Raw genomic sequence first — 21,115 nt, forward strand, 5'->3', positions numbered from 1 at the left:
TTCCTCCGCTGCTCCGGACTCACCCTGAACGGTCTTTTTTTCTCGCAGACATCAGATTCATTTCGATTACCGGAAAGTAAACACCCTGTCCCATGCGATATATTTGCGTGTTCTGCGGCTCTAGTCTGGGGAACGACCCAGGATTTACCAACATGGCTCAGCGGCTGGGTCATGCGCTCATCCAACAAGGAATGGGCTTGGTCTATGGTGGGGGGAATATCGGACTGATGGGGGTGCTGGCATCAACTGTACTACAGGAAGGCGGGACCGTCATCGGAGTTATTCCCAAGCACCTGGCAGAGAAGGAACTCCTACATCAGGAACTTACAACTACGCATATTGTGAACACCATGCATGAACGAAAAACACTCATGGCAGATCTATCAGCCGGATTCATCACGTTACCCGGTGGATTTGGAACATTAGAAGAATGCTGTGAAATGGTAACCTGGGCGCAGTTAAATCTTCACCACAAGCCCTGTGGCCTTCTGAATTGCTTTGGGTTTTTTGATGGTCTGTTGAGATTTTTCGACCATCAAGTCCATCAAGGGTTTCTCACCCGGACAAACCGGGCGTTACTCCTTGAAGCCACCACTCCTGAAAATCTGCTGCCCCTCATCTTAGACCGACTTGAGCCTGACGTTCGCTAGCAGCATCAGGCTTAATAAGCCGACGGCCTGGAAAGGGGACGATTGGTCATTAATTCCATCGCACGAAGATTATCAAACGAAAACCCGCCATCTCCCATGACAACCAATCCCAATTTGCCCTTTTTAAATGATTGATCGTAGACATCAAGGGCCAGGTGGTTATCAAAAGAGATTTCGGTAAATTCCTTACTGATAATGGTATTTCGTTGAATCCGGAGAGAGTGCCAATCACCAGATCGAAGGATCAAGGACTCTCTTCCTAATTCGGTTGGTTGCCCATCCTTGACGACATACGCTACAACCTCGTTTGTTCTGGGTTCGACAACGGTGGCAAAGAAGTTTTTATCATCTTGGATCCCATATGCCAAACCGGCTTTCCCGGTCGGTGTTCCCAAATTAAGCTTTAAACGGACTGAAAGATCCACATATTCAACGACAGCGTCTTCTGCGATCAAAAGATGGTAGCACCAATCCTCCCCACACTGTAATCGTTGCTCTACCAAATGGGGCGGACTGGGAGCGTTGCTATCTTCTTTGACTGACCATTCCCCTTTTCCTGAAGATCCACCAAAAGCCTGCGTAAAACCCTTTGGTAGGCCATTCAGCGACGACTGATCAAAATTCCATTCCTGAAAAAGAGGGGGAGTTGTTTTATGAAACGGCTTGGGAAGCTCCTGAGGTCCTTCTTCCGAAAATCCCACCGAAACCCCCATCACGAGAAAACTCAAGGCCGTCACCAACACCAGTCCTCCATAACCACATGATCTTTGTGTGCCCATAACCCTTTGCCAAGACATTCGGCTAGACAGAAAACGCTTCTCAAGTAAACTCAACTCCTCGTGTTTCATAAGCATCCCTACCCCAAAAAGACATGAATATTAAGTAGACGAAAACCCATAGCGCTTAGGATGATACGCATTCTCACCGGAAGTCCACAACCCCTTTTTGGCAATCAAGGCAAGGCACCATCAGGGCACCATCGCCCGCCCGCCAACCTCACGATGCACTAAAGTTCTGACAGGAAAAATTCATGAACCCTTCCCGCTTCTCACAGGAGCCCGGATAAGATCCAGATGCCCCACGAAAACACAAATGCCATCCTTTCCGTCTAACCATTTTCCAGAAAAAATTGCAGAAAAAATCGAGCTTTGATAGGTTGACACTGGCGTTGGTCTCCTGGAAATTTGAATCAAATTAACAGATATGCGCTGGACCACGATATTCCAATCTGTGACTCAACCGGCTCTTTTGGCCGTGATAATCCTTAACCAACTCGTGGGGCCACAGATTAGTGAGGCCAGTTCCCCCAGACCCGTTGAAACGGAAGAATGGTCCTTTCAGGAACTCCTGCCATCTGAATCCGTCATCACGCTGACGCTGCAGGAAGCCGTCATGGAAGCATTAGAACATAATCTGGACATTCAAGTGAGCCGACACACCAGAGATATTCTACTCACCGACATTGTCTTTCAACAGGCACAATTTGACCCCACGGTTGAGCTCGGCGGACGGTACGACCGGACAGTCGTTCCACTCAATAGGCCCATATTCGGCCTTGAAGGGGTGTCGCTGGGTTCGATTCCGGACACCTTTGATCAAAATGAAACAAACTTCAGCCTGGGATTGAATCAAAAGTTGCTGACCGGCGGATCGTACGATCTGACCTACGATACAAGACGGAATTCCGTAGCCGGATCAACCAGCTTTCTTTTCAACCCGGCCTATTCAAGCAATGTACTCTTTAATCTGACGCAACCACTTCTTCGTAACTTCGGACCCTCGATCAATAACATTCAAATCACGCTCGCACAAAACGCAGCTGATGTGGAACAACTGACACTCCTTAACCAGATCCTGTCGGTGATCGCCCAGGTCGAGCAAGCGTATTGGGAACTCGTTTTTGCCCGGGAGAATCTGAAAGTCGCTCGCGCGACCTTACAGGCCGCAGAAGAATTGCTGGCCAGCAACCGCGCAAAGGTTAAAGCCGGGGTGATGGCCGATGTAGAGGCCCTTCAGGCTCAGGCAGGGGTAGCCAACCAGGTCGAACAAATTTTGCTGGCCCAAAAAACCGTTCTGGATCAGGAAGACCAACTCCGTTTACTGCTCAGCAAATCGGAATTCAAACTGACCCAATCCACACCCCTTGTCCCGCTCGACCCACCCATTCAACATCTTCAGGAAACCCCGCTCAAAGAAAACCTGGAGCTAGCATTCGAGCATCGTCCGGACATTCTTCAAGCCAAAAAGAACATTGACACGTCCAACGTCAATACCCGCTTTGCCAAGAATCAGCTTCTACCCGACCTCTCTTTTCAGGGCAGTCTCGGTCTCAGCGGACTGGGGAAAAATCCCCGGGATGACTGGGATCGTTTGGGCAGCACGGATTTTTATAACATGGGAGGAGGACTCGTCCTCAGTTACCCCATAGGAAACCGCTCAGCGCAGAGTCAATATCAACGCCGGATCCTGGAAACTCAACAAAGCCAGGTCTCTCTCCTACGTGTTCGCCAACAAATTATCCTGGACGTCAAAGAAGCCATCCGTCAGGTACAGACGAGCTTCAAGCGCACCAGAACGAATCAAACGGCTCGCCAATTGTCCGAAAGGCAACTCAACGCCGAGCAGGAACGCCTCAATCTCGGGCTCAGTACCACTCGATTAGTTTTGGAATTCCAAAGAGATCTTCGAATAGCTCGAGGTAGGGAATTACGAGCCATTCTGGACTACAACCAATCATTATCACGTCTTCGCCTCGTCACCGCCTCTACACTCGATCATTACAACATTGAAATTCAGTAAAGAAAAAAATGAAAAATCCCCATAAAGATTCTCACCCCGGTGATATCCCAGGCTCAGGTTAAGACCACCACACCATTCTCCTTGCGGGAGGCCTTACCAAAATAACCACACCGGCCTTCCTTTACAAAGCTGAGTAAGCTTCCAGCAAAGGGAGTCCTTGTTACGTATCTCTCCTTTTTCACTCCACTTTGTCTGAATGAAATCATGCCCCTATGCGCAAAGCTAGCAACCCTCTCACCCCGCAATTTATCTCTTTCCTGTCTTTCTATTTCCCAGGCCTTTGCTAGACTTGTTACCATACAAGTAGAGATATGAATAAAACATCTTGGATTTTGATCATCATCATACTTGCGGCAGCGGTGGGTGGTTGGGTGTATTATTCCCGGTCGACTGGTCAATCTTCTCCTGAAACCGCACGTCACAACGTGGTCGAAGTTGTCCGAACCTCGCTTCAAACGAAGGTGTCGGAGACCGGTACGATTATGCCTTCTCAAACCATTGAAATTAAATCTCAATTTTCCGGCGAAGTCGCTCAATTGTTTGTGAGTGCGGGGCAAGAGGTTCAAAAGGATCAGGTCTTAGCGATTATACGACAGGAATCCAGCCAGGCCCGCCAGGTGGCCCAGCTCAGAGCAGGCATCTCGGAGGAACGTTTAAACGTGGACACCGCGCATCGGGAATGGATCCGTGCCGAATCCCTCTTCAAAAAAGGGTTTATCCCTCAAAAAGAATTGGAACTTTCGCATCGGGACTATCAACAATCCCTGGTTCGTCTGGAGTTGGCCGAGCGACAACTTTTATTGGCCTTAGGCGGCAACAAGGAACTGTATGAACGATACCGTGATGGGTCTGCCTCAAAAACTCGCCCTGAAGAATTTCAGGTCCGGTCACCCTCCCAAGGTACCATCCTGGAAGTTCTTGTCCATACCGGAGAAATCATTACGTCCGGAACCGCCACATTCGGCGGCGGAACAATTCTCATGCGCATTGCCGATCTCTCCCACATGGTGGTGAAAGCAAAAATCAATGAGGTCAATATTCCAAGGGTTTCGGTTGGCCAGTCGGTGGACATTCGGCTTGACGCCTTACCGGAAAAAATTTTTACGGGCCGGGTGATGGCCATTGCCGCCCAGGGGGTGAAAGAAAACAATCTGGTGACGTATGAAGTCTCTATCGCCATTAAAAATACCCACTCCGATTTAAAACCGATGCTGACGGCAAACATCGATATTGAGACAACAAGGCTGGAGAATGTCCTCACCGTTCCGCTTGAAGTCCTACGTGTCAACAAAGGGGATGATGTGGTGGACGTGCTCGTGGAAGGACAACCCCAGACCCGGAAGGTCCGTGTCGCCTTCCGGACTGATACGCAGGCCATCATCACTCAAGGACTTCAGGAACACGATCAGGTCGTCGTCCCATCCTATAAAGCCGAAGAGGCTCGTCGATAACGCCGGAAGTGGATTTGGCTATGTTAATTGAGCTCAATCACATCTCTAAAATCTACCAAGCAGGGCATGTCAAGGTGCCGGCCTTAATTGATATCACTCTCCAGGTAAATAAGGGAGAATTCGTGGCCATTATCGGACAGTCCGGAAGCGGCAAAACCACCCTCCTGGATATTATTGGCTGTTTAAGTCGTCCGACGAATGGCGAGTATTGGCTGGATGGGGATTTGGTCAACACTCTTCCCGACTCCCGCTTAACCGGCATCCGTAACAAAAAAATCGGGTTTATCTTTCAAACCTTCCATTTACTTCCGCGGAAGACCGCCTTGGAAAATGTCCAACTTCCTTTGATGTATGCGGGCGCCTCACGAACAGTCCAACACGACACTGCACAGACATTATTAACCAAGGTCGGCCTGCAAGACCGCCTTCGCCATTACAGCAATCAGTTATCGGGAGGCCAACAGCAACGCGTGGCGATCGCGCGTGCGTTAGCCAACAGCCCAGCGCTCCTCCTGGCGGACGAACCCACGGGAAACCTGGATAGTCAATCAGGGAAGGATATTCTTGCCCTCTTTGAGCAACTGCATCGTCATGGACAAACCATCGTGATGATTACCCATGATCCGCTCATCGCCCAGCAGGCGGAACGCCGCATCACCCTGGCAGATGGCAGAGTCGTGGCTGATGAATATATGCATCAACCCCTCACGGTGCCGGGATAAGATGATGTTACGCTCAATTTTTCTGGACGCGCTGAAAAATCTCTCAGGGAACGCGCTTCGTTCGGGGCTTACCATGTTGGGAGTCATTATTGGCGTCGCCGCGGTCATTACCATGATTGCCATAGTGGAAGGCGGACAAGTCTGGCTGGTGAATTCGCTTGAGCGCATGGGCACCAATTTGCTGTTTGTCTGGAAAAAGCGGCTGACCGTTGAAGAACGACAGCTCTTTGCGGGGAGAAATACGGAACTCCGCTATGACGACGCTCTGGCCATTCAAACACGTTTTCCGGATCTGGTCGTTGCTCCCATTATTGAGCTGGATGGTCAATTAAAAGCGGGGGATCGTGACTACAGCGGACGGATCACCGGCACCTCACCCGAATATAGCCAGATCCGAAACTTCCGCCCCGAATCCGGACGATTTGTCTCATCCACCGACGTCAAGGAATGGAACCGTTCCGTGGTATTAGGACATACCATAGCCGAAGTTTTGTTCGGATCCCAACCCGCCATCGGAGAGGGCGTAAAAATCGGCGATCAACGATTTACGGTAAAGGGCATCATGGAGCCCAAGGGGGAGATTTACGGGCACGATTACGACGAAATGGTGATCATTCCTATCAGCACGGGCCTGCGGTTTTTCCAGGGATCCGACAAAATCCGATCAATGATCATTCATGTACCTGACCGGCAGCGCATGGATGAAATCTCCCAGGCACTGCATCAATTTCTGGTTCAACGTCACGAAGGGGTAGACGACATTCATATCCGGAATCAGGGAGAATTTCTGAGTGCCGTGGACCAAACGCTTTTGACCTTCCGGCTGGTTCTTGGAGGCATTGCGGTGATTGCCCTCCTCGTCGGCGGCATCGGCATCATGAACATCATGCTCGTAACCGTCACCGAGCGAACCAGGGAGATTGGGCTCCGAAAAGCCATCGGGGCCAGGCGGCAGGATATTCTGTTGCAATTCCTCATTGAGTCCACGACCATTAGCGTGATTGGCGGATCCATTGGCATTCTTGTGGGCATTCTCGCAGCCTATGGCATTGGGGATGTAGTCGCTCGGGCCATGCCGGGCGGAGGAGATTGGGGAGCAGTGGTCCAGCCGACCGCCATTGCCATTGCGTTTGCCTTTGCGGTCGTTGTCGGGGTGGGATTCGGTCTCTTTCCCGCCATGAAAGCTTCGAAACTGGAGCCCGCCGAGGCCTTGCGCTATCAATAAGTTTCAGGAGGGGGCTCCTGTTTTACCCGGAACCGGCCACACCGTCCATGCCCATTGTCCAGCTGTGATACCTCAGAAAGAACGAGCCGCAGGATTAGCCTTCCTGCCGATCCTCACCACTATCGGGTTTTACCTTTTACCCGCAGACTGGCAACTCCACACGGCCGTCCAATTTGTTCCACAACTGACGGCGTATGCCGCCTTAAGCGCCTGGGCCTACAAAAATGGAGATCTACGGCACAAACTTGGGCTAGGATTCACCAACATACAGTCAGGGGTTACCCGAGGGACTGCGGTTGGCCTCACGCTGGGAATACTGAATACCGGGGTCATCTTGTACGTCATGCCTGCTTTGGGAGTGGACATCAATTTTCTCTCTCAGACCCCTCATGCCCAGGTTCCGTTTTGGATCATGATGCCATGGTTCATTATTCTGATTGCTATGGCAGTGGAATTGAATTTCCGCGGATTTCTCCTGGGCCGATTACTGGTATGGTTTCAACATGTGCGTCAACCCGATCACCTCTCGAGGACCAGGATTCGCCTCCAGGCCTTTCTCCCCTTATCCCTATCAGCCCTGACGTTTTCATTTGATCCCTTCATGGTGTCGACATTTCGTGATTTACATTGGATTGCCGTATGGGATGGCCTCGTGTGGGGATGGCTATGGATGCGAATGCACAACCTCTATACGGTCATAGCCGCTCATGCCGTGGAAGTGATTCTTCTCTATCTCATCATACGGGGAATATTGTCATGACACCCTCGTTCTCTCCTCATCTGGTGAATCATCCCTTTGGAGACCCCGGCCTCTATGTCGATATACGGTGGAGCCGGCGTGCTCTGCTTTTTGACCTAGGGGATAATGTGCGTTTGAGTCCAACCCAGCTTTTACGAGCACAGGATATTTTCATCTCTCATACGCATATGGATCACTTTATCGGGTTTGATCGGCTCATTCGTGTGGCCCTGGGTCGTGGCAAGAATCTTCGATTGCATGGTCCACCGGGCCTTATTGAAAATATTCAGGGCAAACTTCGTGGGTATACCTGGAATCTGGTTGATGGATATCCGCTCACCATCGAGGCCAGAGAATATCACCCCACCCACATTCAACCCGCGCATTTTCATGCGAAGAACGCATTCGCCTGTAACTGGGAAACCTTAATCCCAGGAGATCATTCCCACATGTTTCCGGTTCTTCAAGAACCGGCTCTTCTCGTGAAAGCCGTCGCACTCAACCATCGGATCCCTTCCCTGGCCTTTTCGCTGGAAGAACCCTTTCACATCAATATTAAGAAGGCCCGACTCCAAGAGGCAGGCCTTCCAGTGGGTTCCTGGCTCAAAGAAGTCAAGCAATTGATATTAGATGGCGCCCCGGATTCACACATCTTTTCCGCCACAATTTATGTTGAGCATCGGAAAGAGGAACGCATATTTGATGTAGGCACCATAAAGCGAGAATTTACAACCATCACCAAGGGGCAAAAAATCGCTTATGTCGTTGATTGCCGATATGATACCGACAATGAACAACGGATCATTCAGTTATGCCAAGGGGCCACAACGCTATTTTGCGAGGCACCCTTTTTAGATGCCGACCGGGACAAAGCTGCCAATCGTTATCACCTCACGGCCCGCCAGGCAGGAACGCTAGGACGAAAAGCCGGTGTGGAACAATTGGTCGTCTTTCATTTTTCTCCCAGGTATACCGGACAGGGGGACAAACTTCACCAGGAGGCCATGGAAGCCTTTCATGAGTAGTCATCACATGACATGAGGAGGGACGATGCCGGAATGGGTCAGATATGGATTGTATTTTGTCCTGGGCGGAACATTAGTGAGTGTCTCCACGTATCTGGGAAGTCATGGAAGAGGGTTCCTTGCTGCCCTGGCCAGCACTCTGCCGGTCATCAGTGGAGTGACCTTTATCCTCATCTTTATCAATGCCGGGTCGGCTCCGACCATTTCATTTGCCAAACACATGATTTGGCTTTCTCCCCCATGGTTTGTCTATGTGGGAGCGATGATTGCATTTGTCCCCAAGTTAGGCTTTTGGCCGGCATATGGTTTGGCGATCACCCTATACGTGGCGGGAGTGGGGCTGACCCGACTGTTTCTTGATTAGCAGGAAATTTCTTCAGCATCGCGCAATCACAATAGAAAGGTTTTTAGAAAATCATCTGGACGGGTTTGAAGGACGAACATGGCGGAATTCATTAAACCGATTATTCACGCATTTTTAGTGTGTGACACCATTATCATCGATAGTCTGACAGGAAAAAAAAGCATCATTGGGGCCTTTACCCATCTCTGGGCAAAGACATTTCCCTGCCAGCACCCACAAGTCGGCGTATATTTTTCGCTCACCGATGCGGAAGGCAGGTACGCATTCGAAATCCAGCTGGTATACCTTGATCAAGATCAGATTGTCGGCAAAGGTTCCCTCCCGCCAATTGACATTTCCAACAGGTTAACTACCCAGGACTTCGGCGTGAACATCCCCTATCTCCTATTTCCAGGGCCGGGACGGTATGAATTTCGTCTGTATGCCGATGGTCATTTCATCACCCAAAAAGATTTCCAGGTTATCCAACAAGCCTCCTCTCCTTCACCACAGTCCTGAGTTCATATTAGCTTATTCGTCTATCGACTCCCCCTTTGCATGGAGCGGGGGACAGGAAAATCCGACAGGGCTCATTCCACAATCCGGACAACGTGATCAATATCAACAAATCGACCGGGTAAAAACATGCCCTTTCCGGGTGAATTCGACAAGATGCAGCCACACCTTCCAGCAATCTCGACCTCACTCCCCGGTCCCCCCCACTTTACCTTTTCCCTCTAGTCACCGATGAACTATCCGGAAAGAGACGACCAACGGCTCCAAAAATCCAATCAAGATGTCAGACTACAGGGGAAATGCCTTTTTCCCCATAAAACAGGACAAAATTACCATTTCAAATAGGGAGATTTGCAATGACTGCATCGCACCACCAACAGGGTAAACTACGCCTAGGCTGTCTGTTCATCCTGATCCTCTTTGTTTTAGGCACAGGTACAGCCCAAGGCCAGGTGGTCGGGGATGGGTACAACAATAGCCTGATTTACAAAATCCAATCTGATTCGAATACGGTCTATATTTTGGGATCGATCCACGTGTTGGCCGAAGAATACTATCCTCTCACCAGATCCTTCTCCTATGCCTATTACAATTCACAAAAAGTCGTATTTGAAATTGATCCGGAAATATTATTTTCTTCCGACTCATTTTCTAAATACGAAAAACAGTACACCCTCCCAAAGGGTAAAACCCTGAAAACGGTGCTCTCTCCAAAAACGTATGGGCTTGTCAAACAGAAGATTCAAGCCTTAGGAGGGAACATTCAGGATTTCCAACAATACAAACCCTGGGTGCTCTATCTCACGTTAAGCGGACGGTTTGATTCCTCAATAGATTTCCGGCCTGAATTAGGAATTGAAAACCATTTCTATCGCATGGCCAAGGATGCCGGAAAACCGACCGGCGGGCTGGAAACCATTCAAGACCAATTGAATGTGTTCGATACTCTTCCATTCACCATCCAAGATGCTCTTCTGCAGGAATCGCTCGCCGCCGCCGGTTCAAAGGAACGAGAGCAAGCGTTCTTACATATGGTGAAAGACTGGCACCAGGGAAACCTCGACGGGTTGGAACAGTTGGTGGAGTCATTCAAAACCTACCCGCTGTTCTATAAAAAACTGCTCGTCCAACGAAACCAGAACTGGATTCCCCAGATCGAATCGTTCTTACAAGAGGAGAAAAACGTCTTGATCATTGTGGGTGCGGCTCACCTCGCGGGAAAGGACGGATTACTCGCGCTGCTGAGAGAAAAAGGCCACCAGATTGAACGAGTGTCTTATGCCATGCCCTAGAACCGCAAAGGAATGTCCCATTACGGCCGATCAGCCTCGGCCATGCCCTTTCGGGCTATCCAATCAATCATCTGCGGGCTCATCAATTTCATCCACCGACCCCACTGTCCTCTCCAGGACGTAAACACCAGTCGCTCCCGCCGGGCCATCCCCTTGATGATCATATCCGCACATTTCTTCGCGGTTAAGAATCTGGCATGTCCTTCAAGAACTCGCCCGAAAGGTTGTCCATAAGGCCCGATACTTCGTTTATGAATTTCGGATTGCACAAAATCGGGAGCCACAATGGTTACGGTGACTCCCGTCCCTGCCAACTCAATACGCAACGACTCAAAAAATCCGTTCATGGCATGCTTACTGGCACTATAGGCTGAATGAGCAGGCACTCCCGTCAAACTGGCAACGCTGGAGATGGCAACAATCCTGCCTTGCGTGGCCTTCAAGAACGGCAACGCCAATTTGGTACAGTACACGCTGCCGAAAAAATTCACCGCCATCACGCGTTGATACAGTTCCACGTCGTGAGCATCCTCCACCGTCGACCACATGGATATCCCGGCATTATTCACCAACACATCAATCCGGGAATACCCATTCACCACCTCTTGAATCATTGCGGAACAGGCATGGGGATCCGTCACGTCCGTCGGAATGACCAGGGCAGACGCTCCCAGGCTTTCACAGGTAAGGGCCACCTCCTGCAAACGTGACCGGTTTCTCGCGACCAGCACCAGCCGGGGAGCCTGTGGCGCCAACGCACAGGCGAGCGCTTTTCCAATACCCGATGACGCTCCGGTAATGAGAATCACCTGGTTTGTAAATTCACTCATCGTCCCTTCCTTAGGAATCGAAATGGGATGGGCCCTATTGACAGATTTTTTTAACGAGCGTAGCATTACATCTGCGCTCATGAAAGATGATTATGAAAGGAAGGAGAGCATGAGCGTGCATCTCCTTTCAAACCGTAAAGAGGAAAGGGGGTCTCAAATGGACGACCTTACTCCACCGGATCATGTAGGCCCATCGGCGGCGAAACCCGCCTCAGTCTCCTGACGGGCCTTCTCGTTTACGCCGAATCATATCCCTACTCAAACACAAGCACGCCTAAGGGCATCTGCCAGCGGGAATAGCACTGAGCTTGATGATAATGAGTCAAAAGAGGGATCTTCAACCTTCACATCTGGAAGATTCGGCCAAACCCTTAACGAGAAACGCGTCATTAGCCTACTGATGGGCCACATTGAACATGAGGTTCACATTTTGTGGTGTTTGCCACATAATCCGAGGGGCTCCCTTTCACGGGACAAGCCCCTCGGATTGTTTTTTCAGATAGCCGTTTTCCACACCTTCTGCCACTCAAACCCCTGACTCTCTGATATGAGCATCCCTTCTACCCGGTTTCAACCATATTGCCTTGAGTTACCAGCCTGGGTCGCCGATTATCTTGTACAACAACCGGAGACCTACCCGACTCAGGATTCCCGTATGGACCTGGTCATTAACCTGGCGCAACTCAATATTCAATATGGAACCGGGGGACCATTTGGAGCCGGGGTTTTCCGCTTGGACACTCAAGAACTGGTCGCGCCAGGGGTGAATCTCGTCCTTTCGTCGAAAAGTTCAATTGCCCATGCTGAGGTTGTTGCGATGCTGATGGCACAGCAAATCGTGGGCTCTCATAATTTAGGAGCAATCGGATTTCCCACCCATGAGTTGGTAACCAGTTGCGAGCCATGCAGTATGTGCCTGGGAGCGATTTCCTGGTCCGGCGTTCGGCAAATCGTCTGTGGCGCCAGAGGAAGTGACGCCGAAGCGGTTGGTTTTGACGAGGGCCCCAAACCTGCAAATTGGATGTTGGAACTTGAGCTGAGGGGGATCGCCGTGACCACGGATATTGCGCGAGGCAGGGCCGCGTCTGTCCTCCAGCAATATGTCCAAAACGGCGGAGAAGTGTATAACGGCCGGAAAAGGTAGATGAGGGCCCTATTTCACTTTCCCAATTTCAAGGAGAAACGTTGATGACTCCTGCACAGAACACATCAAATGCTTCACACGCATCAACCATTACTCTCGCCATTGATATTGGCGGATCCGGCATCAAGGGCCTCCTCCTCAATCAGTCCGGTCAACCTCTGTCTGAACGGGTACGAATGGTCACACCAAAACCTGCCACGCCAAAGGCCATTGTCCCCCTTATTTCGGATATCGCCAAAACTCTGGGCCGGTTTGATCGAGTATCAGTGGGTTTTCCGGGCGTCATTCATCAGGGACGGGTGAAAACAGCCCCCAACCTGGACGCATCCTGGCCTGGAACCGATCTCGTGGGAGAACTGGAACGACAACTTAACAAGCCGGTTCGGGCGGCGAATGATGCGGATGTGCAGGGCTACGGAGCAATCAAAGGCCAAGGGGTCGAAATGGTCATTACCCTGGGAACCGGATTTGGAACCGCGTTATTTATAAATGGGCACCTCGTACCAAATTTGGAAATTGCCCACCACCCCTTTCGAAAACAAGAGACATACGAAGTGCAATTGGGTGCCAGCGCACTGAAAAATGTGGGAAAAAAGAGATGGAATCTCCGGTTGGCCAAAGCGATTGATATATTAGATCGAGTGATTAATTTCGACCATCTCTACATTGGCGGGGGCAACGGCAAAAAGGTCACCATTCCACTGCCCTCTCATGCCACAATCGTCTCCAATACAGCCGGGCTCCTCGGGGGAATAGCCCTCTGGGCCGATCCCAATGTGGTCATTCCATCTAAGCCTAAGGTCCCTGGGAAAGGAACCGCACGAAAACAGGCTCCTCGAAAAAAGCCATCAAAAACCCTCCGGAAGAAAAAGAATTGACTCTCCTACACGCTTTTCCACCACTCAGCTCGTTCCACGCCACGTGGTGCCTTACCTTCATCCTGAGGGAAATCGCCTAACCGGCACACGCCACCATGATTCCTTACGGGTTACCTCAACTTCTCTGGGTAGGTCTGGGCGGGTTTTTAGGGTCGGTAGGCCGATTCGTGATCTCCGGCTTCTTTAACCGCCTAAGCCCGGCTCTTGCCTTCCCCATTGGTACGTTGGCCGTGAATATTCTCGGCTGTTTCCTGATCGGGTTACTCCATGGGTGGGCCGAGTCCCGGAATATCCTCGGAACGGACACCAGAATTTTTCTGTTTATCGGCGTTCTGGGGGGATTCACGACCTACTCAACCTTCGGATTCGAATCCCTGGCACTCCTGAAAGACGGGGCCATGCTCAAAGCCTCCGCCAATATCATCATCCATGTCTTCGTGGGTCTAGCCGCCGTCTGGCTGGGTGATACATTAGGCCGCCTGTAAGCCCAAGGCCTTTCTTCCCCATTTCAATTCATAAAATACATTGGAGAGTGGATTCCTTCTGTTGAAGCCACTTGGCGGGAAGGGGGTGAACACGGTACAACCATTATTCGTCTTTTTCACTATCCGAATGGGCAGCATCCCTGAATATGTCCTTAAAGAAACCGGTTTCACCTTCCAGCTCTCCCCATGCCGATCTGATCATTGAAGGCGCGCGGCAAAATAACCTCAAAAACATTTCGCTCCGTATCCCGCACAACGCCGTCACCGTGGTCACCGGTGTGTCAGGATCCGGGAAATCCTCTTTGGCCTTCGACACCCTGTTTGCGGAAGGCCAGTGGCGCTATGTGGAATCGCTCTCCTCCTATACGCGCATGTTCCTGGACCGCGTCAAACGGCCTGATGTGGATCGACTCACCAATATTCGTCCCTCAATTGCCTTGGAACAAAAAAATCCAATTCGGACCTCGCGCTCCACCGTCGGCACCACCAGCGAAATTTCAGATTATCTCCGCTTGGTGTTCTCCAAAATCGGACGCTTGACCTGTCCCGACTGCAAGGTGGAAGCCATCGCCCACCACCCCACCGCGGTCGCGCAAGATTTACTCAATCGTTTTCCCAAGGAACGTGCCCTCGTCTGTTTTCCCAAACCCGCCCCCCATCCTGACGCACTGGAATTTATGAAAACCGCACTCCTCAAGCAAGGCTTCATCCGTATCGTCATCGACCAACAACTGATCAACCTCAATACCGATACCTTCCCCTCACCGCTGCCATCGGAATTGTTGATCGTCGTTGATCGCCTGACTTTGGATACGGAATCGCGCAGCCGATTGGTCGAAGCCTTGGAATCGGCGTTTCGTGAAAGTGAAGGCCGCGCGAGCGTCATCATCGGGGATAACGAACCCATTGGCTATAGCGCCCATTTGTCGTGTCCGGGATGCGGCAGGACGTTCCCGCCGCCACGCCCGGTGTCCTTTTCGTTCAATCATCCACTTGGCGCCTGTCCCGAATGCAAAGGGTTCGGCAACATCTTGCGCTACGACGAACGGTTACTGATTCCCGACGCCGACAAATCCTTACAGGACGGCGCGATCGAACCCTGGACCAAACCATCCAATGTGTGGTGGCAGAAAGAAATGCTCAAAGCCTTCAAGAAGAAAAACCTCGACCCGACCACACCCTACAACCAGCTCACCCAAGCAGAACAAGACCTGATTTGGAAGGGAGAAGGAAAGCTCGAGGGCATCGATGATTTTTTTACATATCTAGAAGGCAAACGCTACAAAATGCATGTCCGGGTCTTCTTAAGCCGGTATCGCAGTCCCTCGCCTTGCACAACCTGCCAGGGAACCCGCTTGCGGCCGGAATCCCTCATGGTCAAAATCTATGAATGCCACATTCACGAGGTATGCGGATGGCCCCTCTCGGATCTTCAACGATGGCTTCAGAACTTGCCGCTAAGAAAATTTGAGGAGGCGATCGCCAAGGATCTGTTGATAGCCTTGCAAACGAAACTGTCATTTCTTCTGCGCGTGGGTTTGGACTATCTCACGCTCAACAGGGAAATGCGGACGTTATCCGGAGGCGAAGCTCAGCGTATTCATCTGGCGACACAACTGGGCAGTCAGCTCATGGGCACACAATATGTTTTGGATGAACCGACGATCGGCCTCCATCCACGCGACACCGAGTCCATGGGCATGATTTTGCGGGAGTTGGCGGAGCGGGGAAACACGGTCATTGTGGTGGAACATGATCCGCAGATTATTCAACAGGCCGATTACATCGTCGAACTGGGACCTCACTCAGGCAATCAAGGCGGAGAGGTCATCTGCGCGGCCCCCTACCAATCCTTTCTTAAGCATCCCCAATCGCTCACCGCACAATATTTGCGTGGGGAACGAACCATTCCTTTACCATCCAAACGCGGAACAGGAAATGGAAAAGCGCTTCAGTTCACAGGAGTGAACGAACAAAATCTCAAAAATCTCACGGTGAACATTCCCCTCGGCACGCTGGTCTGTATCACGGGTCCTTCCGGATCGGGAAAAAGCACGTTAGTCGAAGCCACCATCTATGCAGCCCTTGCGCGTTTTTTCAAGGTGGACACTCCTCCGCAACCCGAGCTAGCAAGCATGACGGGACCTGAACACCTCCGAACCGTCTGCCTCATTGACCAGGAACCCATCGGCAAAACCCCGCGTTCTAATCCCATCACCTACATTAAAGCCTATGATGAAATCCGGGCCTTATTCGCCCAGTCCCCTGAAGCGCGGGCGCACCGGCTCACGCCCGCGCATTTCTCATTTAACACCGGCAAGGGCCGATGCGCTCGTTGCCAGGGCAACGGATACGAAAAGCTGGAAATGTATTTCCTGGCGGACCTCTACGTGCCCTGCGCAGACTGTGAAGGCAAACGGTTCAAAGACAAGATCCTACAAGTCCAAGTCAAAGGGCTTTCCATTCATGATGTGTTAAACCTCACCGTCGATCAAGCGGTAGCCTTCTTCGCCACGTCATGTCCCAAGGTCCTCAAAGGATTGCGCGTGCTTCAACAGCTTGGACTTGGTTATCTCACACTGGGACAGCCAGCCACGACTCTATCCGGAGGCGAAACCCAACGGCTGAAAATCGCCCGGGAATTGACCAACACCCCAAAACGATCAGCCGCCCACTCAGACCACAAAGGTGCCCTCTACATCCTGGACGAACCCACCAGGGGACTGCACCTTGAAGATATCACGCGCCTGTTAACCGTGTTGAATCAACTGGTGGAGGAGGGCAATACGGTCCTGGTGGTCGAACATCACCTGGACGTCATCAAATACGCGGATTGGGTCATGGACCTCGGCCCCGGCGGCGGCGAATCCGGCGGCCACATCGTAGCTCAAGGTCCGCCGGAAGACATCGCAGCTAACCCCAACTCCATCACGGGAAGATATCTGAAGACTCTGCTTTAAAACTTAGCACCTTATGAAGAAAATATTTCAAAAGGCAGCTTCACGTCCTTGTTTCAATCAGCCGGGTTTTCTTGGATAAGTTAGGCCAGGGTTTTTACCAGCTTTCTCCAAACTAGTATTTCCTTTATAGTACTAGAATAGATCAATGTTTGATTCAACGCGCGCTTACTCTTATGCTTCTTTCTTTTCAAGAATCGTCCTCCGTGAGAGAGAAAGCTCTCGTTTTCTGTCTCTTTGTTTTCATAGTCGTCAGCATTCAAGGATGCTCTGATTCCGAAGAAAAAGCCTCACCGACTACCCAGGAAAAGCCGGCACCGGCAACATCAGCAAATGCGCCAATAGGTACGGAGGCTCCATCAACCACGAGCGAGCAAGGAACTGATTCTCTGCCGGCCACACAACCGGAACCCTTCCGTCAACCAGCCCAGGAAGAATTGGATCACGCGAACTTTGCCATAGGAAAAGCTGAACAACTCCTTCGTCGAGCTCCCATGGGCAAAGAATCGGACCTGGCATTATCCGCTTTGGAGCGGGACCTGGATTCGGCTCGAACCCTTCTTCGAACCGGTCAAACGCATTTTGATGAACAGAAATTTGAAATGGCCCGAACTCAGGCCCAACAAGCCACGGAAAAAGCTTCGGCCGTGTATGAGCACATTGAGCAGGCCATCAGTACGGTTAACGAAAATTCACGATAGCTTGACGGCTTTTATGGTTAATCTGGTCTGTGGTGGTGTGGTCCGATCATGGTTCCCGACAACCGAGATCTTCATCGTCCCCACAAGACTTTTGAAACTCTCAAAATAAACGGGTCTATAGTTTTCTGCGTGGCGGTAGCTTCGGGAGTCTTGATGCTTCCCTTGCTCGTTGTCCTCGCGTCACCTTTCCTGAATTCTGTCCAATCCATCCCGTTATCCATACCCTTCCTCCAGACTTCTCAGAGTCTTTTCCAAGAAGGTCCTTCCTACGATACGCCGGTACCCATGCCGCAGACCCTTTTTCAAGAAATTGAATCCCCCTCTCAAACACTTCACGGCGCATCAAATCTCTCACCGAATCAACATCCCGCATCCACGCAAGCGAAAATATCCCTCCTTGTGGATGTTTCCCGACATCGGCTTTTCGTAAAAGAAGGCGATCGGATTGTGCATGAGGCCCTTGCCTCAACCGGCAGCGGGAACACGTTAGCAGATCCCAGGAACCCGGAAAGAACATGGACATTCGAAACTCCCAAGGGGACGTTCAGCATTGAGAGCAAGTTAGAAAAACCGGTGTGGGTTCGTCCCGATTGGGCCTTCATCGAACAAGGCGATCCGGTTCCCGACAAGATGGCTGATCGGTTAAAACCGGGAGTGCTCGGAAAATATGCGTTGGGTTTTGGGAATGGATATTTCATTCATGGTGCCTTGTATTCAAACTTATTAGGACAGGATGTCACCCACGGATGCATTCAACTGCATTCTGACGATCTTCAAATTGTGTTTAAAGCAGTCCAATTGGGCACCCCAATCACCATTATTTGAATAATCCCAGTGTTCGATTCTCTTCCGCTCGTTTGGTTTACATCCCGGGTTTGATCCAACAAATAAACCCTCTCAAGAGGGAATGAAAATGGGCAGATTTTCATTACCCTCTCCTTTTAATGTTGTTTGCAGCCTTACTCTCGATGAAACAATCAGTAATAGGGATATGCGAGCGGACGATATCCGGTATAAAAATCCGTTGGATAACCCCGGCCCCAACCAAATCCGGAATATCCGCGACCCCAATAGAGCGCCTCGTCCCATATGGTCAAATCTTTGATGCCAAAGATGGGAACCTCTCGTGTATCTTCACCAACTTGGATAGTTCCACTGCCTATAATCTCACCGACGATGGATATGGCTCTGCCGTTTTCAAGCACCGCTGGATCTAATGGATCCTTCCCCTTTGATAAGGCAATAAACCGTCCTTGAGTTTTGGTGCGTTGATTTGCTGGCGTATAATCATCGTTCAGTGGAAGCTGAAGAACTTCAATTCTGGTCGCATCCTGCTTCCGATTGACCGAAAGCACTTCTCCTCCGACGACCATTAACTCTCCTTTATGATTATCAGGGTTCTCTCGTATCTGCTTAAAGTCCAGGGTGTGGTTGACTTGATTTTCCAAGCTCTCGGGGATCACCTGGTATTGAGAACATCCAGCAAACATGAGCAAAAAAAACAGCATGGATGAAATGGTTGACTTTTTCATGGCAGCGGTTTCTCCTTGGCGAATTTTATACAAGAAAAAGGTCGAGGAAAAATTAGAGCTAAACTCTCGTGATTATTAATAACAACTATATAATTCTTAATATTAACGTAATCGCTCGGTTTTGAATCCTGCCAAAAACCCTTGGGTAAGGGGGTCAATTACGGAACGGAAAGTGTTTGGGATATTAGTCATCAGTTTCAAAAATTTTGGGCATTCTCCACAATTGTATTGTGAATACAGTGGATTAGGATGGCCGCCGAATAAAATAATCGGCCCTATTAAGAAATCGAACAAAGGCATATCGAAAGTGAACTCCCGCCCATGACCCCTTTTCAAACAATCCCCCCAGCCTAGGCTACAAAAATATCATCAATGGAACTCTTAACAGTCTTCCCCGCCTGAACATTCCCCAGGGTTTTCTCCAGTTTAGTACTCAATGGCTAAGGGATACAGTTACGATCTCAACCGTTTACAAAGTTCATATCTAGTTGCTGCTTATCCAAGATGAGGAGGATTCATGGCCAAGAAGAAAAATACGAATTCATCAGAGCGGGATGCGGAAACGATGATACGCCGGTATATGGAAGATCAGGGTTCTGCTGAAGAGTCTATCCAAGAGGACTTTATCGAGACAGGGGCTCAGCAGGAGACGAAGGTAGTCCTTACTCGAGGAAGCAGCCGACAAAAACAGGCCAGACTTTCCGGTGGAGATCTTGACGCAACCATGGACGCGGGGAGTTCCGGCGATGAAACCGTAGGCGGTTCCAATCCTACTCCGGATCAAGATACCGTGGATGAATTGGGCGAGGCGGTGGGCCTTACCTTTGAAAATTCTGAGGAACTTGCAGGAGAAAAAGTGTATGAACGGGATACCCACCGATGGGAACTCGATCCTGCATCCTCTGAAGATTATTCGGAACGCATCCAAAGATATCGATAAGCTTCTTCAGCACAGCCGGTAGAAGCTTCAGTTGAAAGGAGCTTTAAACAACCCGTACATCGGTGGGTTCGCGATGGGGGGGTGAGATTGACCATCCTCACCCATCCCTATCGTAGCCTCAGGTGAAAAGCCTTCAGTCAAACATTCACGGCGCGGCTTTCAACCTCATTCCACAATTTCAAAACACTTCCTAAATAATCCAGGCGTGCGTGCTACATACCACCATGGGGGGAATGTCCCTCTATCTGACCCATGCGTTGATGCAAGATCTCTCTAAATTTTCCGTATTGATCCTTAGTCAATACTCCTCTCAATTCCAGCAGGGAGTCAATGCGCGCCATCATCATATCTTCTTTAATGGTTCCAATGGTTTTGACCTGCTCTTCAATCGCCTGACGGTCTGGCTCATCCTTCCCAAGCAGAGTCGCAAGATCGACTTCCGCCGTTCGAACATCAGCGGTTTTTTTGACGACCATTTTATCGTAATCAAGTCGAAGCCGGTTAAAGGCCTCTTTTTGTTCATCGCTCAGCTTTAATTCTTCTTCCATTGAGCTGGAAAAATGATGATGATCCATATAATTTTGAGTTGCATGCGGAGATTCGGATTCGTGCGTATAGGATTCATGAGAACGTTTTCCCTCGGTAGAACTTTTTCCATCATGCGCACAGCCGGTTAATGCAAACACCATAGAAAGGAGAATAAGGAGACCCTTTCTTCCAGGATCATGCCGAAATAGATTTTTTAATGTAGGTATGAACGCCATAGTCGTCTCCTTTGGTTAAAGCGGTTGGCCATTTCATTTCAATTGTTGTTTATATCCATTATCAAAGAGCAGTATACCTCTCACACCTGGCAAGAACCCTGGGTTTTTGGGATCTCAGTGAC

The 21,115-nt window shown here is 50.3% G+C and carries 21 protein-coding genes; 17 read left to right on the plus strand and 4 right to left on the minus strand.

The window, feature by feature from the left end; genetic code table 11:
- Window positions 1–92 precede the first annotated feature (92 nt).
- On the plus strand, window positions 93–650 hold the full coding sequence (locus PP769_RS00765) for an LOG family protein (RefSeq protein ID WP_312644008.1): 558 nt from the start codon (window positions 93–95) through the stop codon (window positions 648–650).
- A gap of 11 nt (window positions 651–661) precedes the next feature.
- Here PP769_RS00765 and PP769_RS00770 read toward each other — a convergent pair whose 3' ends face one another.
- On the minus strand, window positions 662–1,429 hold the full coding sequence (locus tag PP769_RS00770) for a hypothetical protein (protein ID WP_312644010.1): 768 nt from the start codon (window positions 1,427–1,429) through the stop codon (window positions 662–664).
- A 451-nt stretch (window positions 1,430–1,880) separates the two neighbouring features.
- Between PP769_RS00770 and PP769_RS00775 the strand changes: the two genes are divergently transcribed.
- From PP769_RS00775 to PP769_RS00815, 9 genes are all read left to right on the plus strand, one after another.
- Window positions 1,881–3,449 carry a TolC family protein gene (locus tag PP769_RS00775; RefSeq protein WP_312644012.1) on the plus strand — a complete coding sequence of 523 codons (1,569 nt, stop codon included), beginning with the start codon at window positions 1,881–1,883 and terminating at the stop codon, window positions 3,447–3,449.
- Window positions 3,450–3,760: 311 nt separating this feature from the next.
- Window positions 3,761–4,900 (plus strand): efflux RND transporter periplasmic adaptor subunit, encoded by a 1,140-nt coding sequence (locus tag PP769_RS00780; protein WP_312644014.1) that lies wholly within the window; start codon window positions 3,761–3,763, stop codon window positions 4,898–4,900.
- A 20-nt stretch (window positions 4,901–4,920) separates the two neighbouring features.
- Window positions 4,921–5,622 carry an ABC transporter ATP-binding protein gene (locus PP769_RS00785; protein WP_312644016.1) on the plus strand — a complete coding sequence of 234 codons (702 nt, stop codon included), beginning with the start codon at window positions 4,921–4,923 and terminating at the stop codon, window positions 5,620–5,622.
- Window position 5,623: 1 nt separating this feature from the next.
- On the plus strand, window positions 5,624–6,847 hold the full coding sequence (locus PP769_RS00790) for an ABC transporter permease (RefSeq protein ID WP_312644018.1): 1,224 nt from the start codon (window positions 5,624–5,626) through the stop codon (window positions 6,845–6,847).
- Window positions 6,848–6,911: 64 nt separating this feature from the next.
- A complete protein-coding gene (locus tag PP769_RS00795) occupies window positions 6,912–7,607 on the plus strand; it encodes a hypothetical protein (RefSeq protein ID WP_312644020.1) in 696 nt (231 codons plus the stop codon).
- Window positions 7,604–8,611: a ribonuclease Z gene (locus PP769_RS00800; protein WP_312644022.1), complete on the plus strand. Its 1,008-nt coding sequence runs from the start codon at window positions 7,604–7,606 to the stop codon at window positions 8,609–8,611. The genes PP769_RS00795 and PP769_RS00800 overlap by 4 nt, the downstream gene beginning before the upstream one ends.
- Before the next feature lie 25 nt (window positions 8,612–8,636).
- A complete protein-coding gene (locus tag PP769_RS00805; RefSeq protein WP_312644024.1) occupies window positions 8,637–8,975 on the plus strand; it encodes a DUF3147 domain-containing protein in 339 nt (112 codons plus the stop codon).
- A 78-nt stretch (window positions 8,976–9,053) separates the two neighbouring features.
- Window positions 9,054–9,473 (plus strand): DUF6941 family protein, encoded by a 420-nt coding sequence (locus PP769_RS00810; protein WP_312644026.1) that lies wholly within the window; start codon window positions 9,054–9,056, stop codon window positions 9,471–9,473.
- A gap of 353 nt (window positions 9,474–9,826) precedes the next feature.
- Entirely contained in the window at window positions 9,827–10,762 is a 936-nt protein-coding gene (locus PP769_RS00815) for a TraB/GumN family protein (RefSeq protein ID WP_312644028.1), read from the plus strand.
- A gap of 20 nt (window positions 10,763–10,782) precedes the next feature.
- On the opposite strand, the gene PP769_RS00820 is transcribed toward PP769_RS00815, so the two are convergent.
- Window positions 10,783–11,592 (minus strand): SDR family oxidoreductase, encoded by an 810-nt coding sequence (locus PP769_RS00820; protein WP_312644030.1) that lies wholly within the window; start codon window positions 11,590–11,592, stop codon window positions 10,783–10,785.
- Window positions 11,593–12,139: 547 nt separating this feature from the next.
- Between PP769_RS00820 and PP769_RS00825 the strand changes: the two genes are divergently transcribed.
- The 6 genes from PP769_RS00825 (at window position 12,140) to PP769_RS00850 (ending at window position 18,582) form a co-directional block, all read left to right on the plus strand.
- Entirely contained in the window at window positions 12,140–12,736 is a 597-nt protein-coding gene (locus PP769_RS00825) for a nucleoside deaminase (RefSeq protein ID WP_312644032.1), read from the plus strand.
- Window positions 12,737–12,780: 44 nt separating this feature from the next.
- Window positions 12,781–13,614 (plus strand): ROK family protein, encoded by an 834-nt coding sequence (locus PP769_RS00830; protein ID WP_312644035.1) that lies wholly within the window; start codon window positions 12,781–12,783, stop codon window positions 13,612–13,614.
- Between the two features lie 95 nt (window positions 13,615–13,709).
- Window positions 13,710–14,099, plus strand: coding sequence for a fluoride efflux transporter CrcB (gene crcB, locus PP769_RS00835; RefSeq protein WP_312644037.1), 390 nt, complete (start codon window positions 13,710–13,712; stop codon window positions 14,097–14,099).
- 146 nt (window positions 14,100–14,245) lie between these two features.
- A complete protein-coding gene (gene uvrA, locus PP769_RS00840) occupies window positions 14,246–17,059 on the plus strand; it encodes an excinuclease ABC subunit UvrA (protein WP_312644039.1) in 2,814 nt (937 codons plus the stop codon).
- Window positions 17,060–17,262: 203 nt separating this feature from the next.
- On the plus strand, window positions 17,263–17,757 hold the full coding sequence (locus tag PP769_RS00845; protein ID WP_312644041.1) for a hypothetical protein: 495 nt from the start codon (window positions 17,263–17,265) through the stop codon (window positions 17,755–17,757).
- 285 nt (window positions 17,758–18,042) lie between these two features.
- Complete coding sequence (locus PP769_RS00850) at window positions 18,043–18,582, plus strand: L,D-transpeptidase (RefSeq protein ID WP_312644043.1); 540 nt, start codon at window positions 18,043–18,045, stop codon at window positions 18,580–18,582.
- A gap of 152 nt (window positions 18,583–18,734) precedes the next feature.
- On the opposite strand, the gene PP769_RS00855 is transcribed toward PP769_RS00850, so the two are convergent.
- Window positions 18,735–19,289, minus strand: a complete 555-nt coding sequence (locus tag PP769_RS00855; RefSeq protein ID WP_312644045.1) for a Slp family lipoprotein — start codon at window positions 19,287–19,289, stop codon at window positions 18,735–18,737.
- A gap of 517 nt (window positions 19,290–19,806) precedes the next feature.
- Here PP769_RS00855 and PP769_RS00860 point away from each other — a divergent pair.
- Window positions 19,807–20,229 carry a DUF6335 family protein gene (locus tag PP769_RS00860; RefSeq protein ID WP_312644047.1) on the plus strand — a complete coding sequence of 141 codons (423 nt, stop codon included), beginning with the start codon at window positions 19,807–19,809 and terminating at the stop codon, window positions 20,227–20,229.
- Window positions 20,230–20,441: 212 nt separating this feature from the next.
- Here the strand turns inward: PP769_RS00860 and PP769_RS00865 are convergent, their stop codons facing one another.
- Window positions 20,442–20,993, minus strand: a complete 552-nt coding sequence (locus PP769_RS00865; protein ID WP_312644050.1) for a Spy/CpxP family protein refolding chaperone — start codon at window positions 20,991–20,993, stop codon at window positions 20,442–20,444.
- Window positions 20,994–21,115 lie beyond the last annotated feature (122 nt).

Source organism: Candidatus Nitrospira allomarina, from assembly GCF_032050975.1.
Classification (GTDB): domain Bacteria; phylum Nitrospirota; class Nitrospiria; order Nitrospirales; family UBA8639; genus Nitrospira_E; species Nitrospira_E allomarina.

Bases quoted from the DNA above. Each gene is read 5' to 3' on its own strand.
- PP769_RS00860 (WP_312644047.1), top strand. From the start codon at position 19,807: ATGGCCAAGAAGAAAAATACGAATTCATCAGAGCGGGATGCGGAAACG.
- PP769_RS00800 (WP_312644022.1), top strand. From the start codon at position 7,604: ATGACACCCTCGTTCTCTCCTCATCTGGTGAATCATCCCTTTGGAGAC.
- PP769_RS00790 (WP_312644018.1), top strand. From the start codon at position 5,624: ATGATGTTACGCTCAATTTTTCTGGACGCGCTGAAAAATCTCTCAGGG.
- PP769_RS00785 (WP_312644016.1), top strand. From the start codon at position 4,921: ATGTTAATTGAGCTCAATCACATCTCTAAAATCTACCAAGCAGGGCAT.
- PP769_RS00820 (WP_312644030.1), bottom strand. From the start codon at position 11,592: ATGAGTGAATTTACAAACCAGGTGATTCTCATTACCGGAGCGTCATCG.
- PP769_RS00770 (WP_312644010.1), bottom strand. From the start codon at position 1,429: ATGGGCACACAAAGATCATGTGGTTATGGAGGACTGGTGTTGGTGACG.
- PP769_RS00815 (WP_312644028.1), top strand. From the start codon at position 9,827: ATGACTGCATCGCACCACCAACAGGGTAAACTACGCCTAGGCTGTCTG.
- PP769_RS00825 (WP_312644032.1), top strand. From the start codon at position 12,140: ATGAGCATCCCTTCTACCCGGTTTCAACCATATTGCCTTGAGTTACCA.
- PP769_RS00865 (WP_312644050.1), bottom strand. From the start codon at position 20,993: ATGGCGTTCATACCTACATTAAAAAATCTATTTCGGCATGATCCTGGA.
- PP769_RS00805 (WP_312644024.1), top strand. From the start codon at position 8,637: ATGCCGGAATGGGTCAGATATGGATTGTATTTTGTCCTGGGCGGAACA.
- PP769_RS00780 (WP_312644014.1), top strand. From the start codon at position 3,761: ATGAATAAAACATCTTGGATTTTGATCATCATCATACTTGCGGCAGCG.
- uvrA (WP_312644039.1), top strand. From the start codon at position 14,246: ATGTCCTTAAAGAAACCGGTTTCACCTTCCAGCTCTCCCCATGCCGAT.
- PP769_RS00850 (WP_312644043.1), top strand. From the start codon at position 18,043: ATGCCGCAGACCCTTTTTCAAGAAATTGAATCCCCCTCTCAAACACTT.
- PP769_RS00765 (WP_312644008.1), top strand. From the start codon at position 93: ATGCGATATATTTGCGTGTTCTGCGGCTCTAGTCTGGGGAACGACCCA.
- PP769_RS00810 (WP_312644026.1), top strand. From the start codon at position 9,054: ATGGCGGAATTCATTAAACCGATTATTCACGCATTTTTAGTGTGTGAC.
- crcB (WP_312644037.1), top strand. From the start codon at position 13,710: ATGATTCCTTACGGGTTACCTCAACTTCTCTGGGTAGGTCTGGGCGGG.
- PP769_RS00830 (WP_312644035.1), top strand. From the start codon at position 12,781: ATGACTCCTGCACAGAACACATCAAATGCTTCACACGCATCAACCATT.
- PP769_RS00855 (WP_312644045.1), bottom strand. From the start codon at position 19,289: ATGAAAAAGTCAACCATTTCATCCATGCTGTTTTTTTTGCTCATGTTT.